Below are 16,613 nucleotides of genomic sequence, written 5' to 3' on the forward strand. Positions count from 1 at the left end.
CTTGGGGGAATTAAACGTTAAATTTATTAATAGCTATTCTATCGCAGGCACGGCAAGGTGGCTTTGATTGTGCCTGCTTTGGTCGATCTCGTGACTAAGTCTTATTTAATCATTTAGTTAACTGTCGCTTCTTCAGGGGCATGCTGTAGACGTCCTAAGATGGAGGCGACTTCTTGTATGCGTTGATCCAAGGTTAATCCTTCTTTTAGGTCAATTAAAATACGTTCAGGTCCTTTGAAATGAATGTGCTTATTTTTTTGCACCAAATCAATTAAACTGAGCGGATCGACTCTAGAGGCTTTATCAAAGGTAATAATCGCTTTGTCATCACCCACATCTACCACCGTAATCGTAAATGGCTCCGCCAAAAGGCGTAGACGATGGGTGGAGAGTAAGTTTTTAGCTTCATCGACCAGACTGCCAAAGCGATCAATCAGCTCTTCCTGAATCTGGCGTAATTCGTCGAGGCTGCCAGCGTGAGATAAGCGCTTATAGATTGATAAGCGTGCACTGACATCAGGGCAATAGTCATTAGGCAGCAGGGCAGAGGCGTGTAATCGAACCTCGCAACTTTGATCAAAGGGGGATTCATAATCAGGTTCTTTGCCCTCACGCAATGCTTTAATCGCTTTGTTTAGCATTTCCGTATAGAGAGAAAAGCCGATTTCGTGAATATTACCCGATTGAGAATCACCTAAAATCTCACCGCTACCACGAATCTCTAAGTCATGCATGGCAAGATAGAAGCCGGAACCTAGCTCCTCCATGGACTGAATCGCTTCGAGACGCTTACGTGCATTAGGCGTAATCGCATCTTGGCCGGGAGTCAGTAGATAGGCATAGGCCTGATGGTGGGAGCGACCGACACGACCACGCAGCTGATGCAGCTGGGCAAGACCTAATTTATCTGCACGGTGAATAATAATCGTGTTGGCGCTTGGTACATCAATACCGGTTTCAATAATGGTGGTACACAGCAATATATTGTAGCGTTGCTGGTAAAAGCCCTTCATCACTTGTTCTAACTCACGTTCAGACATTTGACCGTGAGCGACACCGATTCGTGCTTCAGGAATCAGCTCTTGCAGGCGCGCTGCACGGTTATGAATGGTTGATACTTCATTGTGTAGGAAGTAGACCTGACCACCGCGTTTTAGCTCTCGCAAACACGCTTCACGTATGGTTGAGCTATCCTCTCGACGAACAAAGGTTTTAATGGCTAAGCGCTTTTCAGGGGCAGTGGCAATGACTGAGAAGTCGCGCACGCCTTCTAAGGACATACCCAGTGTGCGGGGAATAGGTGTGGCAGTTAGGGTCAGAATATCGACCTCAGCGCGTAACGCTTTGAGCGCTTCTTTTTGGCGCACACCAAAGCGGTGTTCTTCATCAATAATCACGAGACCTAAATTACTGAATTTGGTGTCTTTAGCAAGAATTTTGTGGGTGCCGACGACGATGTCCGTGGTGCCTTTTTCAAGGCTTTCCAGTACTTGCTGCGTCTGTTTGCCCGTTCTGAAACGTGATAATTCAGCCACCGTCACCGGCCAATCGGCAAAGCGATTGGCAAAGGTCTGGGCATGCTGTTCAGCTAATAAGGTGGTTGGACAAAGTAGAGCAACTTGTTTGCCGTTGGCGACTGCAATAAACGCAGCTCGTAAGGCAACTTCGGTTTTACCGAAACCGACATCACCGCAAACTAACCGATCCATCGGTTTACCTGAGGTCATGTCCTCAATGACTGCCTCAATGGCGGCGGCTTGGTCAGGGGTTTCTTCAAAGCCGAAACCCTCAACAAAGGCTTGATAGTCACTAAGCGGCAAAGTAAATTCAACGCCTTGTCGTGAAGCTCGATGGGCATATAGGTTGAGCAACTCGGCAGCGGTATCGCGAATTTTGATGGCCGCTTTTTTTCTGGCCTTGTCCCATTGACCCGAACCTAAGCGATGTAAAGGCGCATTTTCCGGATCAGCACCGCCATAACGGGAAATGACATGGAGCTGTGAGACCGGTACTAAGAGCTCGGTATTGTCGGCATACTCCATTTTTAACATCTCAACCGGCCCTTCTTCACCTAAGTCCATATTGACTAAACCAAGGTAGCGACCGATGCCGTAATTAACGTGTACCACCGGATCGCCCGGCATGAGTTCAGATAAGTCACGCACCATGGAATCGACGTTGGTCTGACTTTCTTTTTTACGACGTTGTAAGCGTGATGCTGCGGTTTCCGGATAGAGGTCGCCTTCTGTAAGAACAACAATATTCTCATCGGGTAGGCTGAATCCCTTGTATAGATTAGCCACGATTAAGGAAAAATTGGGCAATGCGTTTTTGTTAGCCCGGACCTGTTCTAGGGAATGAATATTGGCATCAGGCGTCAGAGCATGCTCACTTAGCATCTGCGACAAGGTTTCACGGCGACCTGCGCTATCGGCACATAAAATGGTGCGGTTTTCAGCCTTGAGCAGTAAATGTTCTAAGCGTTGTAAGGGCTGTTGCGCTCTGGCTTGTACGGCCACATCAGGGCTTGGTTTAATATGAGGGTGTTCCTGATCTTCCATCCAATGAATTCTTGGCATGGTAGCCAATGCAGTAAAAAACTGCTCAGCACTAAGGTATAAGTTTTCAGGGGCTAAAATAGGTCGTTCGCTATCGTATTTCAGAAAGTTGTAGCGACTCAATGTGTCATCGTGGAAGCTTTGAATACTTGTTTCTAAGTTACCTAAACTGAGACTGATGCTATCGGCCGGCAGATAATCAAAAATGGTTGCCGTTTCCGCATAAAAAAGTGGCAGATAGTACTCCACGCCGGCAAAGGCGATGCCGTTGCTAATGTCTTTATACGGTAGCGCCTTAGATGGGTCGCCTTCAAAATACTCGCGGAATTTAGAGCGGAAGTGGTTACGTGCCGCCTCATCCATAGGAAATTCGCGACCGGGCAGTAAATTAATTTCATCGACCGGGTAGAGACTGCGCTGTGTATCCACATTAAAAGCGCGGATTGAATCAATTTCATCGTCAAATAAATCGATACGGTAGGGGATGGGTGAACCCATCGGGAATAAATCAATCAAGCTGCCCCGTATACTAAACTCACCGGCTGCTGTGACTTGAGCCACATGCTCGTAGTTTGCCAGTATTAATTGCTCTTTAAAAGCGTTTTCGTCCAAACGTTGACCTTTTTTAAAAGAAAACGTGTAGGCGGCAATAAATGAGACGGGGGCTAAGCAGGCTAAGGCAGTGGTCACGGGAAGCACTAAAATATCGACTTCCTTGTTACGTAGCGTATGGAGTGCCAGTAGACGCTCTGATATTAAATCTTGATGCGGTGAAAAAGCATCATAGGGTAAGGTCTCCCAATCCGGAAAATGCAAGCAGTTTAAGGTTGAATTAAAAACCTTGACTTCGTTGACCAAACGCCTAGCTTGAATCGGGTCCGCACTAAAAACTACAATCGTTTTTTTGACTTGCTGGGCTAATAAACTTAGAAAATAAGCATCACCTGAGCCTGAAGGGCGAGGTGCGGTGTAGCGTTGCCCGGGCTTTAATTGTTTGACGAGGGTTTGAATTGATTGCTCAATGGTAGAGGATTGGTCCGAGTTTGCAGTCATAAGACGTTATATCTGTTAGCTAATCGATAGGTGGGTGAACAACGAAGGCTTCAATGCAATGAATTGACATGAGGCGATGTGTGCTTTTTAAAAAAGCATAGTCCATATTTTAGTACAGAGCTCAAAAGCCTGCCGCATGTTGTATCATGTTAGCTGTTTTAGTATCTGTGATAGGGCAGAAAAGAGATTAATAATGAGCTTAATCGCATTAATTCCCGCTGGCGGCGTGGGTGCACGCGCCTTAGATGAGCAGCATAGCGCACCTAAACAGTACCGAGTCATTGCCGCTAAGTCCTTACTTCAACATGCCGTTGACGTGTTATTGAGTGATGCGCGAGTTGAGTTGGTGCACATTGGTGTCGCTGCTGATGACCCATATATTGAGTCCGAGTCTATGCAGTTGCCTAAGGCAGCAATTGTCCATCGTAGTGGTGGTGAAAGTCGGGCGAGTACGGTACTACAAACCTTAGACGCGATTGAGCAGACCCAAGGCCTGACAAATGATGATTGGGTGCTGGTGCATGATGCCGCTCGTCCCGGATTATCAACTCAGGCCCTAAGTGATTTAATTGATGTATGTTTAACGCATCAACAGGGCGGAATCTTGGCTTTACCGGTACCGGATACGGTGAAGCGAGCGGTTGCATCAACTACACATGATTTACAGTCGCGGATTGAGCAAACCGTGCCTCGTGAGGGGTTGTGGTTGGCACAAACACCACAGCTCTTTAAAGCCAAGGAATTGCAGCAAGCCTTACAAAAGGCCTTGACGGATGGGGCAGAGATTACCGATGAGGCGAGCGCCATGGAATATTTAGGTTATCAGCCATTATTAGTGCGGGGTCATGCTGAGAATTTTAAAATTACTTGGCCACAGGATTTTGCTTTAATGGAACAGTATTTAATCAGGAATGAGGTGTAATTAGTGAATATTCGTATTGGACAGGGATTTGACGTACATGCCTTAGTTGAAGGGCGACCATTAATTTTAGGTGGTGTTACCATTCCTCATGATAAGGGCTTAATGGGGCATTCAGATGCTGATGCCTTGTTGCATGCTGTGACCGATGCTATTTTAGGTGCTGCCGGTATGGGCGATATCGGGCGTATGTTTCCCGACGACGATCCGCGCATTAAAGACGCCGATAGCCGTGTCTTATTAAGAGAAGCTTTTGCTCAAGTCAAGGCAGCAGGTTGGCGTGTGGTTAATATCGATGCGACGATTCATGCGCAACAACCTAAAGTAAAACCGCATGCAGCGGCCATGGTGGCAAATATTGCGGCTGATTTGGAAGTTGCTGAAGACTGTGTCAACGTCAAGGGCAAGACCAATGAAAAGCTGGGTCATATTGGTCGTGAGGAAGGGATTGCCACTCACTGTGTTGTGCTGTTACAGCGCGACTAATTAACTGAGCATTACCCAAAACAATGGCCCAAGTTATAACTTGGGCCATTGTTAGGACTCAAATCGGCGATTGTATTTTGTGAATTACTCAGCGCTAACGTCAATAGCCATTGCAGCAGCGTTAACAACAGAAGCAATACGACCGATGTCTTGCATTTGTTCAGTAGTCCAACCGGCATCTTTAGCGATTTTGTAGTGTGATTGTACGCAGAAGTGACACTTACCAACAATAGAAGCAGCTAATGCAAATACTTCAAAACGTACTTTATCAATACCACCGTGTGTAGCATAAGCGTTCATACGTAGTTTGGCTGGTAATGATTGTAGTTGCTTATCACCGGCCATTTCACCGTAAGGGTAGTAAACGTTATTCATACCCATTAGTGCAGCGGCTGTTAAGGCAGCGTTAGCGTCTTCTTCGCTAAGGCCTTGTTTGAACTGCTCAACTAAGAATTTACTTTTAGCGGCATAGGCACTGGCTAAAGCAACACCAATAGCGTCTTCAGGAGCTAAAGATGAGCGAGCAATGGTACCGTCGATGTTTAAACGAATGTCTTTAGCAAAATCAGGGATAGCTTTTTTAATAGTAGATAAAAATTCCATTAAATTCTCCAATAAACTGTTTCTAATTTCAGGAGGGCAGTTAAGCGCCTGAAATTGATGATATTTGATGATATTTGGGCAATAAAAAGCACCCGCAAAAAACAAGAGCCTAGCTCTTAGTAAAAGGGGTGCTAATTGGCTAGGATTTACCCAGCGTAGCAGCTAAATAAATCCTAGGAGCTGTAAACTCTAATTAATTATAGAGTTTCGCCGCCTGCTGCGCGGTTACAAGCACATAGCTCGTCAGTCTGAAGACCGTCTAATAGACGTAGAACTTCTTCAGGGTTACGGCCAACGTTTAAGTTGTTAACAGAAACGTGCTGGATAACGTTGTCTGGGTCAACGATGAAAGTAGCACGGTAAGCAACGCCATTTTCAGGGTCACGGATACCTAACTGGTCGATTAATGAACCAACGGTGTCAGCGAACTGGTAGTGACCTAATTTGTCTAGATCAGGGTGCTCACGGCGCCATGCTAATTTACAAAACTCGTTATCAACAGAGCCGCCCATTAATACAGCATCACGGTCTTCAAAATCAGAAGCGATGTTATCGAAGCCAACGATTTCAGTCGGGCAAACGAAAGTAAAGTCTTTAGGGTAGAAGTAGATCACTTTCCATTTGCCTGGGAAAGAATTTTCAGTAATTTCTTCAAATGCAGACTGACCATTTTCTTCGTGGTTATTGAAACCAGGCTTAACACCAATTACTTTAAATGCTTCTAATTTTTCGCCGATTGTTTTCATATCTATATCCTTTTAAATAAGAGGTTGTGATTACTACACTACATGAACAAATGTGGTCGATTACTGCAAGTTCGACCTGACTTAGTAATAATTATACACTATTAGAACTTCTTGTCTAATAGAATATTCCTATCATTGGCTTTAGGTAATTCTATACGACAAAGCAAACCGCTAGGCTTGTTTTGAAGTAAGTCTAAGGTACCACCGGCCGGTTGTAGTAACCGTTTGGAGATAGCTAAACCTAATCCGGCGCCACTGACATTACTTCTCGCTTCGTTACCTCGAGCAAATGGACGCACCAAGCGATTAATCTCTTTGGGGTTGATACCGACACCCTGGTCGGATACGTCAATACGGATCATATTGCCATGTGGATATAAATTAACGCTAATAGTTAACTCACCATTTGGAGAACGACCATAGCGACGTGCATTTTCAATCAAATTACCAACAACCCGAATAAGATTGATTTCCTTGATACAGGCATATAGATTGGGATGAATATTATATTTTAAAGAGCCGTCTTTAGATTCTGTGTAGATTTGATCACGCTCACAGAGCTCTCGGATGGGTTGAGAGATGTTGACAGGGTCTTTCGGTGCTTCGCCCGTCGGGCGTGCATACTCCATGAGCTGAGCAATACAGTGCTCGATCTGATCCATGTCACCATCGATCGCAGTGAGAGCTTCCTCATCGAAGCAACTCATTTCAATTTCTAAGCGTAAGCGAGCCAGTGGTGTGCGTAAGTCATGAGAAATACCGGCCAGCATGACCTCTCTGTCAGACTCAGCGGCTTTAATGTCCATGGCCATTTGGTTAAATGTCGAAAACACTTCGATGATCTCCAATGGCCCCTTGTCTGTCGATAAGGGGGCGGGGTTCTCACCATGGGCTAATTGCTTACTGGCATGGGCTAATTGCTTTAAGGGGCGAGTGAGCATGCGCACAGAGATAGCCGCACCGAAGAGAGCAATTGCCAAGGTAATAAAGAGCCAACTGAAGCCCTCATTAATCAGGTTCGGAAATAAATCATGCTTATATTTAACGAATAGCCAATAAAGTTCGTCATCGACTTTAAATCCCAACCATAGTCCTTTCTCGTCACTCAGCTCTGATGCTAAGGTAATTTCATTGATGGGGACTAGCTGCGATAGTCTTTCTTTGAGTAGGCTTTCAAAGTGTGAGTTGCCGAGTGGCGTATAGGGATCGCTGGCCTCACGGGGGAATACTTGCGTATCACCGGGTGTGGCTAATTGAATAATCAAGGCTGAGCGACTTTCTTTGGCGGCGTATTGTATGGACTTTTGAGCGATATTTAATGCACTGGTGACACGCTCTGCCAATTGATTGGCTCGGTGTTCTTCTAAGGCATTAACAACGACGATACCCCAGACTGAAAGGCTCAATACCATAAAGGCCGTGATGATAATAAAAGCACGGCCAAACAGACTAAATCGAAAATTTGGTCTTAGGAAGTGAAATGTATCCCGTGTAGAATGATCTACACCATGAGACGCTTTTTCTTTGTGTAGTGACTCATGGTGTTGTGTGTTTAGATCATCAGTTCTCGGTGCTGACATTGCCACCATCCGGGATAAAGACATAGCCTAAGCCCCAAACAGTTTGAATATAAATAGGTTTGGCGGGATTCGGCTCAAGCAATTTACGTAATCTGGAAATCTGTACATCCAGGCTACGGTCAAATGCTTCGTATTCGCGACCGCGGGCTAATTCCATCAACTTATCACGTGATAATGGCTCACGAGGATGACGAGCAAAAACCTTGAGGACCGAGAACTCACCGGTAGTAATCGGGATAATATCCTCACCCTTGGATAAGGTACGGTTCGATAAGTTTAATGTGTATGGACCGAAGTTAATAGACTCATTGCTTTGGCTAGGCGCACCGGGGTGCTCGTCAGCCGAGCGACGGCGCAAAACCGCATTTAATCGAGCAAGTAACTCACGGGGGTTGAATGGTTTTGGCAGATAATCGTCTGCGCCCATCTCAAGACCTAAGATACGATCGATCTCTTCGGACTTGGCTGTCAGCATAATAATCGGTGTCTGATCGCCTGCACCACGTAAGCGTCGACAGATTGATAGACCGTCTTCGCCGGGTAGCATAAGATCTAAGATGAGTAAATCAAAGCGTTCACGTTGCCAGAGTTTGGTCATTTCCTTGCCATCTTCGGCGACAAATACATTAAAACCTTGCTCAGTCAAATAACGACGTAACAAATCGCGTAAGCGAGAGTCATCGTCAACAACAAGGATTTTACGTGGAGAAGTAGTTTGTGTATTCATCTGTTTATCTTTATAAAAATCTCAATGGAAAGATTGAATAAAATGGTTAAAATTTCGTATAACAATTAATCTCTAAAGTATTTTTAAAATCAAATATATGCTTATGGTCTAGTGACTTTAGAGAAAACTGTCAATGCTTAAAATAATAATAGGTCCATTCTTAATTGTAAATCACGACTTCAATTAGTGTCTAACTTTCAGCCGCGGTTAGATGAAACAAAGCGTTGCAAGATGCAAGTGAGTTATTGCGCTTTGTTGCGTAAATTTCAGTAAAATAGCCTTATGAAAAAATATCTACTTGCCATAGAAAGTGCCGCCTCCGAATCCAGCGTGGCCATTTTAGAATTAACATCTCCCTCAGCAGCTGAGGAGGGGGGATCATTTGTGGTGGGCCGGCATTGGTCGGCGTTTAATCGCTCAGGTTCCTTAGATCATGCCGAGCAATTGTTGCCGATGATTGATAGCCTGCTGGCTGAGGCAGAGATAGCCAAAACGGATTTGGTTGCCGTGGCGTTCAGTCAGGGACCCGGTGCTTTTACCGGTTTACGTATTGCCTGTGGTCTTGCTCAGGGGATGGCGCTTGGGTTGGGATTGCCGCTTATTCCTATTGATTCCTTACGTACTACGGCTCAATCAGGGGTGGATTTTTTAGTTGATAATAAGCAATTAAAATGCATAAGTAAGGCAGAAGGTGATAGCCCTATATTAGTTGGCGTAGATTATATTGTTACACTTTTAGATGCCCGAATGGGCGAAGCCTACATGGCAATTTACCAACCTCGCTTAAATCAGGCGGAGCTTGAGCGTGAGGCGGTCGATCTAAAAGTCATACAAAAACCCAGTTTAATCAGTATCAAGGACGTCTTGCCTTGGTTAGATGAGCAGCGCTTTTATGATAATAAGCAGCTGTTTTTTGCGGGTAATGCCTTGGCTGTGTATGCTGAGGAGCTCGCTGCAAGTTTTGAAGCTAAAGAGTTTGACTTTACTGTGCTGCCTAAGCAGGTCACAGAGTGGGCAGATGCTACCGTTCTAGGGCGTTTAGCAGTTAAAAAGCTACAGGGCGGGGAAACGGTAGAAGCCCATCTTGCTGCGCCAATTTATTTACGCGAAAAAGTAGCATTCACTGAAAAAGAACGAGCCGAAGGTTTTACCGGCAATCCTTCCGCAACAAAACCCTTGGTGAGTGATGCAGCATCGGCCGACCAGGGTGATGCTGATACGATGTCCTTTAACCGTTCTTTTCAGGTTGGTGCCGAGCACTATCTTCTTAGGCCCATGGAGCAGCGTGATATTGCCGGTGCGTTACTCATTGAGCAAACAGTGCAAGACTATCCATGGACTCGCGGTAATTTTAAAGACAGTCTGCGGGCTGGCTACCCGGCCTGGGTGATTGAGCACAAGCTCAGCAGTACGCCAGTCGACGATGCAGGAGACGATAGTCGTATCGTCAGTTTTGCTGTGCAAATGCTTGCGCCTGATGTTGCGCACGTGTTGTTAATTGCGGTTGAACCCTCTCTGCAAGGTAAGGGGTTAGGTACATTGCTACTAAAGACGCTGGAGAAAAATGCCTTAAGTGCCGGTCTGGATAAGCAGTTACTGGAAGTGCGTCGTTCCAATGATCAGGCGCAGCGCTTTTATTTGCGTCATCGCTATGCCGTGATTGGCACTCGCAAGGGCTATTATCGTGAGGTTGGTGGTGCGAGTGAGGACGCTATTGTATTAGAAAAAACATTGGAATCTGATGACGTAGAGTTTACATTTAACTCGGATAGTGAGATACAGGCATGACAAGTGAGCTTAGCCTAAGTACAGCGTATGTGAATCATCTGAATCCTATCCAACGCCAAATGCTCACAGAGCTTGGGGTCGATTTTTTATGGGGTGAGTCCTTAGCACCAACATTGCAAAAGACGGTCAAAGCAAGTGCTGCTCCGGTAAAGGGTAGTGAAGTAGCGACTGATGATTCATCAAAGACTGCCGCGAGTAGTGAAACTTATCAGCAGCAACCATCAATCCAACCGCAAGCACCCGTCACGATGGCAACGCCCGAGGTTGCCAGTGCAAATGCGGCGATGGCACGTAAAATGCTTCAAAGAGCTAAGCATCGTATTCCGGCCGTTGCAGCGCCTGACGAGCTTGCGCCTACGGCACAAAACGTAGTCACTCCCGGTCAGGCATCGTCTGCTATGGCGGCCACTCAAGAGACAAACTCCTCATCTAACGAGCTAAGCACCCTGTCTTGGCAAAGCCTGGCTGAGATGGCTGCGACCCAAGAGCTGGAGTTGCCCATGGAGCAGCGCGTTGTCAGTGTATTGGAGGATAAAAGTGAGGGTCGCCAAGTAGATTGGTTGTTTATCGACCAACTATACTATCTTGATGCAGAGCGTTATGGCTTCATCAAGGCTAAGCAAGTACGAACCTTGTTCTCGCAGATGCTATTGGCTTTGGGTTTGGAGCAAAGTGATATAGCCATACTGCCATTATTAACATCCCAACAAGCCACTCATCGAGCCATTTTTCTAGAGCAAATTAAGAGGCTGCAGCCTAAGTGCATCGTGGCGTTTGGTGATGCAGCTGCTTCTCTTTTGCAAGAGGATAAGGGCTTGTTGGCATTGATGAATCAAACACAGTGTTTTCAGCATCCCGAACTCGGGCAGATTCCATTGGTGACCATTTTCTCGCCTTATTATTTATTATCTAACGGCTCGGCCAAAGCACAAACATGGCAAGGACTTAAGCGCGCCAAAAAAATTATTCGTGAGCGCACTTAATACACTTAATACCTAATCAAATAAGCTAATTGATAATATGTTGTTGTTGACCCTGCGCAGTTGAACCAATTTCTGAGAAGATCTGGGGATAGGCTTTTTGATTGTAACGTGCCAGCAACATAATCAGTGCCATCATCACAATGACTATCGCACCATAGATATAGACGATGGTATAGACTGAATAGTCTAGATGAACTAAATAAGCGTAAATGCCCACCATGAGCAAAATATTGAGCTGCTCATTAAAGTTTTGTACGGCAATAGAATGGCCGGCAGAGAGTAAGACATGACCGCGGTGCTGTAAAAGCGCATTGAGCGGAACCACAAAGTAACCGGACAATGCGCCGACCCAAATCAGTAGCGCAACCACTTGCCAACCGGGTTGTACGAAGTTCATTAGTAAGACACTCATACCCATCAAAATACCGACAGGCAGCACAGTGAGTGTTTTTTCTAAGGGGACTCGAGAAGCTGCGACTGCGCCGATCACCGTACCGACAGCCGTCACGCCCATGAGAATGGCGGACTCCTCAAGGGTATAGCCCAAATGCTCTTCACCCCATTTTAAGACGAGTAGCTGCAGTGTGGCACCTGCACCCCAGAAAAGCGTGGTCACGGCTAATGATAGCTGGCCGACCGGATCCTTCCATAAAATACGAACATAGCCGATAAATACGCGGGTTAAACGTAGCGGATTGCGCTCTTGTCGCGGGTATTTAAAACGTGTATCCGGGATCATCAGGTTACAGAGTGCTGCCAGCATATAGATAAAGCCGACAACGACGATGGCCGCTTCACCGGGAGAACTCGCAAAGAAGTCTACAATCTTGAGATCAAGTAAGGCCTCGCTGACACTGTCACGAGTTAAAACGCCACCGAGCATGACCCCGACAATGATGGAGACCACGGTGGCGCCCTCGATCCAGCTGTTGCCCTTGACTAAATCCTTGGGCGGCAAGAGCTCAGTGACAATCCCGTATTTGGCCGGAGAGTAGGCCGCAGCCCCTATGCCGACAATGCCGTAGGCCAGACAGACGACGTAAGAATTAAGTAAATCGCTATAGCCCAGAATAGGGAAAGCGAACATGAGAATACAGCCGATCATCTTGATGGAGTTGGTGATAAACATGACTCTGCCCTTGGGGATAGAATCCGCGAAAGCACCAACGAATGCCGCTAAAACGACATAGGCAAAAGCGAAAAACCACTTCATGATCGGCGTCAGCCAATCGGGCCCATCAAGCTCCATGATAAGAGCAATGGCGACAATAAACAAAGCATTATCAGCTAGAGATGAAAAGGCCTGCGCTAGCAGTACTGTGTAGAAACCTTTATTCAACTCAACCCCACCTGATAACATTGTTTAAACTGATGATAAGTACTCGACAAGATGTTTAACTCAAAGCAAAATTTCTTGAAAGGATTACTGTAACATAGCTATAAAACTTAGTAATATAAGGTCAGGGAAATTCAGGATAAAGTCAGAATCTTTTGTCTATATTAAGCTAAAATACGCTTCTCTTGCCAACACGGTCGGGCTATTTCTATTATTCTAATAAAACTTGATTGCGGAATTTTTAAAGCGTGCGTTTAACTCAAATTAAATTAGCCGGATTTAAATCGTTTGTCGATCCTACAACGATTCCAGTCTCTAGTCAGATGGTGGGCGTGGTAGGGCCTAATGGTTGCGGCAAATCAAATATCATTGATGCAGTACGTTGGGTGTTGGGTGAATCCAGAGCGTCGGAGCTGCGTGGCGAATCCATGCAGGATGTTATTTTCAATGGTTCTGATCAGCGTAAAGCGGCTGGGCGGGCTTCTGTCGAGTTGGTGTTTGATAACTCCGAAGGGCGTGCGGTTGGGCAGTGGAGTGCCTATGCGGAAATTTCTGTACGCCGCATTTTGACTCGTGACGGTACGAGTAGTTATTTTATTAATAACCAGGCAGTGCGCCGACGCGATATCCATGATGTGTTTTTAGGGACCGGTTTAGGTTCCAAAGGCTACGCCATTATCGGCCAAGGCATGATTAACCGTATGATCGAGGCTAAGCCTGAGGAGTTGCGTGTTTATTTAGAAGAGGCTGCCGGCGTTTCTCGCTACAAAGAACGTCGTCGAGAAACTGAAAATCGTCTTGCCGATACACGTGATAATCTGACGCGCGTTGAGGATATTTTAAGTGAGTTAGCTAATCAGCTGCGTCGTTTGGAGGCGCAGGCTCAAGTAGCGACAAAGTACAAGCAATTACAAGCCGAGGGCGAGCAAAAACAATTTGCTTTCTGGTATCTAAAAGAGCAAGCGGCGGTTAGTGAGCAGGCAGCAAAAAATGCTCAGCGAGAAACTGCGCAGCGTGAACTCGAAGAAAGTTTGGCTTCTTTTAGGCAAATAGAAAAGGAATTAGAGTATCGACGACAAGCGCATTATCAAGCCGGTGATGCATTGCATAAGGCACAGACCGCGCTCTATGAGAGTAATGCGCAGGTGGCCAGTTTAGAAGCGGATATTCGTCATGCCGCTGACTCTCGTCAGCGCATACAGACTAATAAAAGTAGGTTGCAGACTCAAATAGAAGAGTGGCATACACAATTGATCCATTGCGCAGAGCAGTTGGCAGAAATTGACGGGCAGCTAGAAGAGGCGGCTGTTCGTTATGAAGAAAGCGAAGCACGTGTAGAGCAAATACAAATGCAGTTGCCGGATATTGAAGAGCAGGCTGCTCAGTTTGAACAGAAAAAAGAGCAGTTACGAGTTGAATTGTCGCGTCTTGAGCAAAAGCTGGCTTTAACTGAGCAACAAAAAACGGATACGGAGCGTCAGCGATCGCAATTATTTAGTCGTCGCGAGCGCTTATTGCAAGAGCAAGCTGCCATTAGTACACCGGAACAGGCAAAATTAGATAGTCTCCAAGCTGAATGCTTACATTCAGAGCAGCAGCTTGAAGAAGCTCAGGCTCAGTTGATGGAGATAGAAGAGAGTCTGCCTATTTATGAGCAGGCAAGGCAGCAAGCGCGACAAGCGTCACATCAAGCAGAGCAATTAGTGGGGCGTTTAGAAGCACGATTGGATGCATTAGAGGCGCTACAAGCGGATGTGATGCAAAATAGTGAGCTTGGGTCTTGGCTTCATAAGCATGAGCTTGCGGCAGGTACGTATCTCTGGCAGAAACTGCATATTGAGACGGGTTGGGATGTCGCGTTGGAGTCTGTCTTGCGAGAGCGTTTAAGCGCGTTGGAAATAGCTTCCTTGGATGATTTGCTTGCCTTTGTGGCCGATACGCCGCCGGCCCGCTTGGCATTCTATCAAACACCCGGTGCTCTGCAAGCGCCGACGCAGTCGCAGAGCAATAACTTAACGCCTTTATTAAATTTAGTGCGTTGTTCAGATCCGGATTTGAAGGGCTTGTTAGCGGTTTGGTTAGCGAATATCTATGTTGCTGAAGACCTCGACGAAGCCATGGCCAAACGAGCGCAGTTACCCGAAGGTGCTCAATTTGTCGTCAAGCAAGGGCATTTACTGGATGTTTTTGGGCTGTATTTTTATGCTACGGATAGCGAACAGGCCGGTATGTTGGCACGCCAACAGGAAATTGAAAATTTACAACGTGAGATAAGAGCTGAGCGTTTAATTAGCGAGCAGCAAAACGCCTCATTGCAACAAGCTGAACTGCAATACCGGCAGAGTAGTGAGGCCATTGTGCCGGCTCGCCAGCGAGTGTCAGAAGTCACTCGTTTCTTGCATAATAATCAATTAGCCTATAGTCAGCTGAAGCAACAGATTGAGCAGGCTGATCATCTTCAGCAGCGTCTAAAAGCAGAGCTGGAAGAACTGACATTACAAAATGAGGAGCTTGCTGCGCGCATTGAGGAGTTTGAAATTGAGCTGGAGTCAAACCAAGAACTCTTAGAGCAGCAGCGTGAGGTTTATGCGGATTTAACCGTACAGCTGGAAAAAGCAAATGCCGATATGCGTGACATTCGTCTGCGAGCGCAGGAGGTTGAACGAGAAAGTCGTGAGGTTGAGTATGAGCAGCGCAGTCTCAAAGCGCGTGCTGAAGAGCTAAAACGCAATCAACGTTTGTCTCAACAACAGCGTGAGCAGGCGCAAACTGAGTTGGAGAATCTTGAAGGTGAGTTATTTGGCATTGACGAGCAAAGCACTCAGGTCGCCCTACAAGCATTACTTGAAGAGCGCAAGGAAAAAGAGGAAGCGTTGGCGGTTAAGCGTATTGAACTTGAAGGGATTGAACAGCGTTTGCGTGAGCAAGATGAGCAGCGGCTGCAGCTTGAAATGTCTATCGAACCACGCCGTCAAGCCATTACACAGCTGCAGCTTGATGAACAGGCTGCGCGTTTACTTGCTGAGCAATTCTCTGAGCAATTAAATGCTCAAGCAGTGGAACGAGAAGACATTGCCAACTTCTTGCGTGATAATCAGGAAGTTTCTAAACTGACAGAAGGGCAGGCTCAAGCCGACTGGTTGCAGACGGAAGTGCAACGCATTACACGAGCGATTGAACGTCTAGGTTCAGTGAATTTAGCTGCGTTGGAAGAACTAGAGGATGCCCAACAGCGCAAAGCATTCCTGGATGCTCAGCAAGCGGATCTGCAAGAGGCTATGGATACCTTAGAAGAGGCTATTCGCAATATTGATCGTGAGACGCGTCAGCTTTTACAAGAAACATTTGCTTTGGTTAATGGGCATTTTGGTGAGTTGTTTCCGCGTTTGTTTGGGGGTGGGCAAGCTAAATTAGTGATGACGGGGGAAGAGATTTTGGATGCCGGTGTGCAGGTGATGGCACAACCGCCCGGTAAGCGCAATAGTACCATTCACCTCTTGTCCGGCGGAGAAAAGGCATTAACCGCCACCGCCTTGGTATTTGCTTTGTTTAAATTAAATCCTGCGCCGTTTTGCCTATTAGATGAGGTGGATGCGCCATTAGATGATGCAAATACGGAGCGTTATGCTAATCTAGTTAATTCCATGAGTGATCAGACCCAGTTCTTATTTATTTCTCATAATAAGATTGCTATGCAGATGGCTAAGCAGCTAATCGGAGTAACAATGCAGGAGCAAGGGGTTTCTCGGATCGTGGCGGTTAATATTGAAGCAGCAGTACAAATGCTGGAAGCGAATTAGTGAGCCTATTCATCGTTTGAAGCAATAGCTTACA

The 16,613-nt window shown here is 46.2% G+C and carries 11 protein-coding genes; 5 read left to right on the plus strand and 6 right to left on the minus strand.

All coding sequences use genetic code 11. The features are described from left to right. Nucleotides 1-113 precede the first annotated feature (113 nt). Nucleotides 114-3,611, minus strand: a complete 3,498-nt coding sequence (mfd, locus tag B092_RS0103325; RefSeq protein WP_018573825.1) for a transcription-repair coupling factor — start codon at nucleotides 3,609-3,611, stop codon at nucleotides 114-116. 193 nt (nucleotides 3,612-3,804) lie between these two features. Between mfd and ispD the strand changes: the two genes are divergently transcribed. Beyond that, nucleotides 3,805-4,533, plus strand: a complete 729-nt coding sequence (gene ispD, locus B092_RS0103330) for a 2-C-methyl-D-erythritol 4-phosphate cytidylyltransferase (RefSeq protein WP_018573826.1) — start codon at nucleotides 3,805-3,807, stop codon at nucleotides 4,531-4,533. 3 nt (nucleotides 4,534-4,536) lie between these two features. After that, nucleotides 4,537-5,016, plus strand: coding sequence for a 2-C-methyl-D-erythritol 2,4-cyclodiphosphate synthase (ispF, locus tag B092_RS0103335; protein ID WP_018573827.1), 480 nt, complete (start codon nucleotides 4,537-4,539; stop codon nucleotides 5,014-5,016). A gap of 84 nt (nucleotides 5,017-5,100) precedes the next feature. Here ispF and B092_RS0103340 read toward each other — a convergent pair whose 3' ends face one another. The 4 genes from B092_RS0103340 to ompR all read right to left on the minus strand — a co-directional run bounded on the left by B092_RS0103340 (nucleotide 5,101) and on the right by ompR (nucleotide 8,672). Further along, nucleotides 5,101-5,619: a carboxymuconolactone decarboxylase family protein gene (locus B092_RS0103340; protein WP_018573828.1), complete on the minus strand. Its 519-nt coding sequence runs from the start codon at nucleotides 5,617-5,619 to the stop codon at nucleotides 5,101-5,103. 197 nt (nucleotides 5,620-5,816) lie between these two features. Further along, nucleotides 5,817-6,365 (minus strand): peroxiredoxin, encoded by a 549-nt coding sequence (locus B092_RS0103345; RefSeq protein ID WP_018573829.1) that lies wholly within the window; start codon nucleotides 6,363-6,365, stop codon nucleotides 5,817-5,819. Nucleotides 6,366-6,466: 101 nt separating this feature from the next. After that, complete coding sequence (locus B092_RS0103350) at nucleotides 6,467-7,969, minus strand: ATP-binding protein (RefSeq protein WP_232244226.1); 1,503 nt, start codon at nucleotides 7,967-7,969, stop codon at nucleotides 6,467-6,469. Then, complete coding sequence (ompR, locus tag B092_RS0103355; protein ID WP_018573831.1) at nucleotides 7,926-8,672, minus strand: osmolarity response regulator transcription factor OmpR; 747 nt, start codon at nucleotides 8,670-8,672, stop codon at nucleotides 7,926-7,928. The genes B092_RS0103350 and ompR overlap by 44 nt, the downstream gene beginning before the upstream one ends. Before the next feature lie 282 nt (nucleotides 8,673-8,954). Between ompR and B092_RS0103360 the strand changes: the two genes are divergently transcribed. Together B092_RS0103360 and B092_RS0103365 are read left to right on the plus strand one after the other, a co-directional pair. Continuing rightward, complete coding sequence (locus tag B092_RS0103360; protein WP_018573832.1) at nucleotides 8,955-10,460, plus strand: bifunctional tRNA (adenosine(37)-N6)-threonylcarbamoyltransferase complex dimerization subunit type 1 TsaB/ribosomal protein alanine acetyltransferase RimI; 1,506 nt, start codon at nucleotides 8,955-8,957, stop codon at nucleotides 10,458-10,460. After that, the gene (locus B092_RS0103365) at nucleotides 10,457-11,443 is read left to right on the plus strand and encodes a uracil-DNA glycosylase family protein (protein ID WP_018573833.1); all 987 of its coding nucleotides are present in this window, start codon (nucleotides 10,457-10,459) and stop codon (nucleotides 11,441-11,443) included. Before B092_RS0103360 ends, B092_RS0103365 begins: the two co-directional genes overlap by 4 nt. A gap of 25 nt (nucleotides 11,444-11,468) precedes the next feature. Here the strand turns inward: B092_RS0103365 and lplT are convergent, their stop codons facing one another. Further along, entirely contained in the window at nucleotides 11,469-12,782 is a 1,314-nt protein-coding gene (lplT, locus tag B092_RS13565; RefSeq protein WP_051077702.1) for a lysophospholipid transporter LplT, read from the minus strand. A 245-nt stretch (nucleotides 12,783-13,027) separates the two neighbouring features. On the opposite strand from lplT, the gene smc reads away from it, so the two are divergent. After that, entirely contained in the window at nucleotides 13,028-16,579 is a 3,552-nt protein-coding gene (gene smc, locus B092_RS0103375) for a chromosome segregation protein SMC (RefSeq protein ID WP_018573835.1), read from the plus strand. The last annotated feature ends 34 nt before the right edge of the window (nucleotides 16,580-16,613 follow it).

The sequence above is a fragment of the Oligella ureolytica DSM 18253 genome (genome assembly GCF_000373745.1).
GTDB classification, from domain to species: Bacteria; Pseudomonadota; Gammaproteobacteria; order Burkholderiales; family Burkholderiaceae_B; genus Oligella; species Oligella ureolytica.

Excerpts from the sequence above, each read along its gene's own strand:
- mfd (WP_018573825.1), bottom strand. The coding sequence starts at position 3,611 with ATGACTGCAAACTCGGACCAATCCTCTACCATTGAGCAATCAATTCAA.
- ispD (WP_018573826.1), top strand. The coding sequence starts at position 3,805 with ATGAGCTTAATCGCATTAATTCCCGCTGGCGGCGTGGGTGCACGCGCC.
- B092_RS0103340 (WP_018573828.1), bottom strand. The coding sequence starts at position 5,619 with ATGGAATTTTTATCTACTATTAAAAAAGCTATCCCTGATTTTGCTAAA.
- B092_RS0103345 (WP_018573829.1), bottom strand. The coding sequence starts at position 6,365 with ATGAAAACAATCGGCGAAAAATTAGAAGCATTTAAAGTAATTGGTGTT.
- B092_RS0103350 (WP_232244226.1), bottom strand. The coding sequence starts at position 7,969 with ATGTCTTTATCCCGGATGGTGGCAATGTCAGCACCGAGAACTGATGAT.
- ompR (WP_018573831.1), bottom strand. The coding sequence starts at position 8,672 with ATGAATACACAAACTACTTCTCCACGTAAAATCCTTGTTGTTGACGAT.
- B092_RS0103360 (WP_018573832.1), top strand. The coding sequence starts at position 8,955 with ATGAAAAAATATCTACTTGCCATAGAAAGTGCCGCCTCCGAATCCAGC.
- B092_RS0103365 (WP_018573833.1), top strand. The coding sequence starts at position 10,457 with ATGACAAGTGAGCTTAGCCTAAGTACAGCGTATGTGAATCATCTGAAT.